At 73.4% G+C, this 4883-nt stretch carries 6 protein-coding genes; 2 read left to right on the top strand and 4 right to left on the bottom strand.

What is annotated here, in order from left to right; genetic code table 11:
* The coding region (locus tag AB8Z36_RS31345; protein ID WP_369216773.1) for a hypothetical protein at positions 1-207 on the bottom strand (207 nt) is incomplete at its 3' end.
* Between the two features lie 201 nt (positions 208-408).
* On the opposite strand from AB8Z36_RS31345, the gene leuE reads away from it, so the two are divergent.
* Positions 409-1074, top strand: a complete 666-nt coding sequence (gene leuE / locus AB8Z36_RS31340; protein WP_369216772.1) for a leucine efflux protein LeuE — start codon at positions 409-411, stop codon at positions 1072-1074.
* A 27-nt stretch (positions 1075-1101) separates the two neighbouring features.
* On the opposite strand, the gene AB8Z36_RS31335 is transcribed toward leuE, so the two are convergent.
* Together AB8Z36_RS31335 and AB8Z36_RS31330 are read right to left on the bottom strand one after the other, a co-directional pair.
* Positions 1102-1569: a MarR family winged helix-turn-helix transcriptional regulator gene (locus AB8Z36_RS31335; protein WP_369216771.1), complete on the bottom strand. Its 468-nt coding sequence runs from the start codon at positions 1567-1569 to the stop codon at positions 1102-1104.
* A 29-nt stretch (positions 1570-1598) separates the two neighbouring features.
* The gene (locus AB8Z36_RS31330) at positions 1599-3098 is read right to left on the bottom strand and encodes an FAD-dependent oxidoreductase (protein WP_369216770.1); all 1500 of its coding nucleotides are present in this window, start codon (positions 3096-3098) and stop codon (positions 1599-1601) included.
* Positions 3099-3136: 38 nt separating this feature from the next.
* Here AB8Z36_RS31330 and AB8Z36_RS31325 point away from each other — a divergent pair, with 38 nt between their 5' ends.
* Positions 3137-3826, top strand: coding sequence for a TetR/AcrR family transcriptional regulator C-terminal domain-containing protein (locus AB8Z36_RS31325; RefSeq protein WP_369216769.1), 690 nt, complete (start codon positions 3137-3139; stop codon positions 3824-3826).
* On the opposite strand, the gene AB8Z36_RS31320 is transcribed toward AB8Z36_RS31325, so the two are convergent.
* Positions 3823-4883 (bottom strand): acyltransferase family protein (locus AB8Z36_RS31320; protein ID WP_369216768.1); only part of this gene is annotated, 1061 nt, incomplete at its 5' end. The two genes, AB8Z36_RS31325 and AB8Z36_RS31320, sit on opposite strands and share 4 nt — an antisense overlap.

Genomic DNA, 4883 nt, shown 5'->3' with positions numbered 1-4883 from the left:
GTCCCCGGACGCGTTCTCGCCCGGCCGCCCGCTTGCGCCTGCGGTGGTGTCGACGGCCACCGCCTTGCAGCCGCCCACCAGGGCGAGCACCGCCACGACGGCGGCCCCCGCGCCGACCGCACGCCCGCCGACCGCGCGCCTCCCGACCGCACGCCCGTCGGCCGCACGCCCGCCGACCGCACTCCTGCCGACCGTTCCCTCGCCCATCACGCGCCCCCAAGGGTCACCCGGACACCACATCTGGAAGTGTTTCCCGCTCCGCCAAGAGTGACGCCTCCGCCGCGAAACGGTGAGCGGGCGTGCGCCACATGTCACTGACCTGAATCCGGTGTGACGCCACAGCGCCCCACGCGTCCGCTGACCGGACACCGTGCGCCCGAAGTCGTACGTCCGTGCGAGACTCCCGGCATGCTGGGTGTCACCGATCTTCCGACCTACCTCGCGGGCCTCGCCCTGATCATTCTGCTGCCGGGGCCGAACTCGCTGTACGTGCTCTCCGTCGCGGCGCGGCGGGGGATACGCACCGGTTATACCGCCGCCGCGGGAGTCTGGTGCGGCGACACGGTCCTGATGACGCTTTCGGCGGCCGGAGTGGCCTCGCTGCTCCAGGCCAACGCGGTGCTGTTCGGGATCGTGAAGTACGCGGGCGCCGGGTATCTGACCTGGCTCGCGTTCGGGATGATGCGGGCCGCCGCCGCCCTGTGGCGGTCGCGGCACGAGCGCGCGGCGGGCCTCGGCGCGCGGACGGAGGCGGCGGAGGGCGCGGGCGCCGCCGAGCGGCCCTTCCGCAGGGCGCTCGTCATCAGCCTGCTCAATCCGAAGGCGATCCTGTTCTTCATCGCCTTCTTCGTGCAGTTCGTCGATCCGGGCTACGCCTACCCGGCCCTCTCCTTCGTGGTCCTCGGCGCCTTCGCGCAGGTCGCCAGCTTCCTCTATCTCACCGCCCTGATCTTCGGCGGCACCCGGCTCGCCGCCGCGTTCCGCCGCCGCAAGCGGCTCTCGGCGGGAGCCACCACGGCGGCGGGCGCGCTGTTCCTCGGCTTCGCGGTGAAGTTGTCGCTCAGCAGCGTCTGAGGTCCGGACGGGCCGGACCACGGCACCTCAGTGGTGCCAGGCCGTACCGCCGACGTTGTGGATCATGCGTTGCAGGACCTTGAGCGCCCGGACGTACTCGTCGTCCGTGATGCCCTCATGGATCTCCGCGCGCACCTTCTTCTGCCGCTCGGCCGCCCGGGACCGCAGCGCGTGTCCCTCGTCGGTGAGCGCGATGCGGCCCGCGGCGTCCTCGGTGATCAGGCCGCGGTCGTGCAGGGCGCCGATGTCGTGCAGCAGGGCGCCGTCGCCGGTGTCGAGGTAGCCCCGCAGGAGCGTCACGACCTCGGTGCGGTCGCGGCCGTCCCGGGCGTCCGCGAGCTGCGCGAGGACCCACCACTGGGGCTGGGTGAGGCCGAGCTCGGCGAGGTGGGCGCGGATGTGGTGGACCACGGCGGAGCCCGCGGCCGAACTCCAGTAGCCGATGGGCTGGTCGACGAGGGCGGTGTCGGAGTGGGAGTACGTGAAGGTCGTCATGCGGCCGAACGTAGGACCTCGACCTCGCTTCAGGTCAAGGGGCGCTCAGGCACGCCGTCCCGCGCGGTGAGCCACGCCCCCGCGTACTCCCGCAGGCCCTCCATGTCCTCTCCCGCCCAGCCCACGTATCCGTCCGGCCGGATCAGGAAGCAGCCCTTGCCGTACGGCTCGTAGGACGGAATCCGGTGTACGTGGACCAGGTCGCCGTTCAGCCGGGGCGGCTCGCCGTCGACGCCGACCGCGAGGAGCGTGAAGTGCGGGCCCCGGAAGGCGTCGAACAGCGTCTGCCCGCCCTGGGGGCCGTACGGGCCGTCCGGTGCGCGGTCGCCCGCCCGGAGCGCGTCCTCCGGGAGGTTCTCGCGGGTCTCCACGGCCAGGGACGACGCGCGGTAGCCGATGCCGAGCTGCCGGGTGGCGGCGCCGCGCCGGGCCTCGCCGCGGTGGATGCGGGTGGAGAGGCCGAGCATGGCGGCGGCGTTGGGCAGCCGCTCCTCCTCATAGGTGTCGAGCAGGGACTCCGGCGCGCCGTGCCGCAGGACCGCGCCCAGCTTCCAGCCCAGGTTGTAGGCGTCCTGGACGCTCGTGTTCAGGCCCTGGCCGCCCGCGGGCGAGTGGACGTGCGCGGCGTCCCCGGCCAGGAGGACGCGGCCCTCGCGGAAGCGGTCGGCGAGCGCCGCGCGCGGCCGGAAGGCTGAGGCCCAGAGCAGGTCGGTCACGTTCTCGGCGGCGAGGTGGGTCCGGGCGGCGACGGCCTCGCGTACGCCCTGGAGCGAGGTGTCCGGTGCCGCCGCGCCCGCCGGGAACTGCGCGGTCAGCTGGAAGCAGTCCGTGCCGGGCAGCGGGCAGGCCGCCGCGAAGAGACCGTCGTCCCCCTCGGACGGGAACATGTGCCAGTTGTCGCGGTCGAGCCCCGTCAGGCGCACGTCGGCCACCAGGACCGGCTTCGGGTCGACCGTCTCGCCCGCCATGGTGATGCCGAGCGCCCGGCGCAGCCCGGAGCGTCCGCCGTCGGCCGCCACCGCGTACGCCGCGCGGACCGTGCCGCCTGTCGACAGCGTGGCGGTGACCCCGTCCGGGTCCTGGGCGAGCTCCGTCACGGCCCAGCCGAACGCGACGTCGCCGCCGAGCTCCCGGAGCCGGGCGAGGAGCAGCTCCTGGGTGCGCCACTGGGGGAGGAGCCAGGGGCGGGGGTAGGGCGTGGCCGGTGTCGGTTCGGGCTCGTCGAACATGCGGTGCTCGCCCTGCCGCTCGCCGTCCCGCCAGACCATGCCGACCGGCGCGTGGCCGCCCGCCGCGAGGAACGCGTCGATGACACCGAGGTCGTCGAGGAGCTCCAGGGTGCGGGGCTGGATGCCCTTGCCGCGCGAGCCGGGGAAGGCGGGCGACGGGGGCTCCGCCCGCTCGACGACCAGGGCGCGCACGCCGCGCCGCGCGAGGTCGCAGGCGAGAACGAGCCCGGTCGCACCGGCGCCCACGACGAGCACGTCGGCGGTCCGCGCCGCCGCTTCCTTAACGTTGTTAAGTTCCATGGCGCAGAGAGTGCACTTAACGGTGTTAAATTGTCAAGGTGGCCACGACACGACTGGACCGGAAGACGGTCGCCCGCACCGCGCTCGACCTGCTGAACCAGACCGGGCTCGAAGGGCTGACCCTGCGCGCCATCGCCAAGGAGCTGGACGTCAAGGCGCCCGCTCTGTACTGGCATTTCAAGGACAAGCAGGCGCTGCTCGACGAGATGGCGACCGAGATGATGCGCCGGATGAGCGCCGAGTTCCTCGCCGCGCCGGACGCCGACTGGCGAACGGCGCTCACCACCTCGATGCGGGGGATGCGCGAGCACCTGCTGCGCTACCGCGACGGCGCCAAGGTCTTCAGTGGCACCCGGTACACGGACCTGTCCTACGCCGCCCCCATGGAGGCCCACCTCCGCACGCTGACCAGCGCGGGGTTCACGCCGGGAGCCGCCGCGCGCGCCTGGTCCACCGTCTACAGCTTCACCATCGGGCACGTCATCGAGGAGCAGGCGTCGGGTCCCGCCCCGGACACCGGCGAGGGCGGCTACGACCTGGCGGCCCGCGCCGAGCGGCTCGCCGACTACCCGCTCGCGGCGGCCGCGGGCGAGGAGATCTTCCGCGCCCACGACCGCGGCTTCGAGGCGGGACTCGCGGCCGTGGTCGCCGGGATCGGGGCGACGCTCGCCGCCCGGCGGGCGCAGCCGGGAGCGGCCCGCGGCCAGGAGGGGGCGGCCCGTGGCTAGGAGCGGGCGGGCGTCCTGAGCAGGCCGCCGCGGATCGCCGGGGTCAGCCGCCCCTCCACGAACCGGTTCATGAGCCACGCGAGCGCCAGCATCACGGCGACGGTCAGCCCGAACGTCGCGTACGACGGCAGGCCGAGGCCCCGGTGCAGCGCCTCGACGGTGACCCAGCCGAGGTGCTCGTGCACCAGGTAGAAGGGGTAGGTGAGGGCGCCCGCGACGGTCAGCCAGCGCCAGTCGACGCGGTCCAGGTACCCGAGCGCGATCAGGAGCACGGCCGCGAAGCCCGCCGTTACCACCGCGATGATCACCGTGGCGGACCGGTAGGAGAAGAAGTCCGGGTCCGGCGCGTGCCACAGCCCGGCGACCGCGTAGTGCTGGCCGATCAGCCAGCTCACGCCCACGATGCCCCAGGCGGTGACGTCGCGGCGGTCGCGGTGCAGGAGGTAGATGCCGATGCCGCCGATGAAGAAGGGCGCGTACTGCGGCATGAGGACCAGTTCGAGCAGCGGCTCGTCCGCGCCCTCCGCCACGGCCGCCGCGAGGGTCCACACCGCGCAGAAGAGCACCACCCGCGCGCGGCTCGCGCCCGGCAGGACGACGCAGAGCGCGAAGAGCGCGTAGAAGCGCAGCTCGGCCCAGAGCGTCCAGCAGACCCCGAGGACGCGGTCGGTGCCGAGCGGCTGCTGGAGCATGCTGAGGTTCACAAGCGCGTCGCTGGGCGAGACCGCGTCGTAGGCGACGACGGGCAGCGCGAAGACCGCCGTGACCAGGATGATCGCCGCCCAGTAGGAGGGCAGCAGCCGGGATGCCCGGGACGCGAAGAACGCGCGGAGCGGCCTGCCCCAGCCGCTCATGCTGATCACGAAGCCGCTGATCACGAAGAAGACCTGCACGCCGAGACAGCCGTAGGCGAACCACTCGGACGCGGTGGGGAACTGGACACGGGGCGAGCTGCCCCAGGCATCGGCTATCTCGCCGTCCCGGCCGCCGTAGTGGTAGGCCGCCACCATCAGGGCGGCGACCAGACGCAGCCCGTCGAGCGCGCGGAGCCGGGGCT

It is taken from the genome of Streptomyces flavofungini (assembly GCF_041028215.1).
Taxonomy (GTDB): domain Bacteria; phylum Actinomycetota; class Actinomycetes; order Streptomycetales; family Streptomycetaceae; genus Streptomyces; species Streptomyces flavofungini_B.
The sequence above is the reverse complement of the archived record's forward strand: the minus strand, read 5'-3'. Positions and strand labels throughout refer to the sequence as shown.

What these genes read in the sequence shown, in the direction of transcription:
- AB8Z36_RS31330 (WP_369216770.1), bottom strand. Translation starts at nt 3,098, where the DNA reads ATGGAACTTAACAACGTTAAGGAAGCGGCGGCGCGGACCGCCGACGTG.
- AB8Z36_RS31335 (WP_369216771.1), bottom strand. Translation starts at nt 1,569, where the DNA reads ATGACGACCTTCACGTACTCCCACTCCGACACCGCCCTCGTCGACCAG.
- leuE (WP_369216772.1), top strand. Translation starts at nt 409, where the DNA reads ATGCTGGGTGTCACCGATCTTCCGACCTACCTCGCGGGCCTCGCCCTG.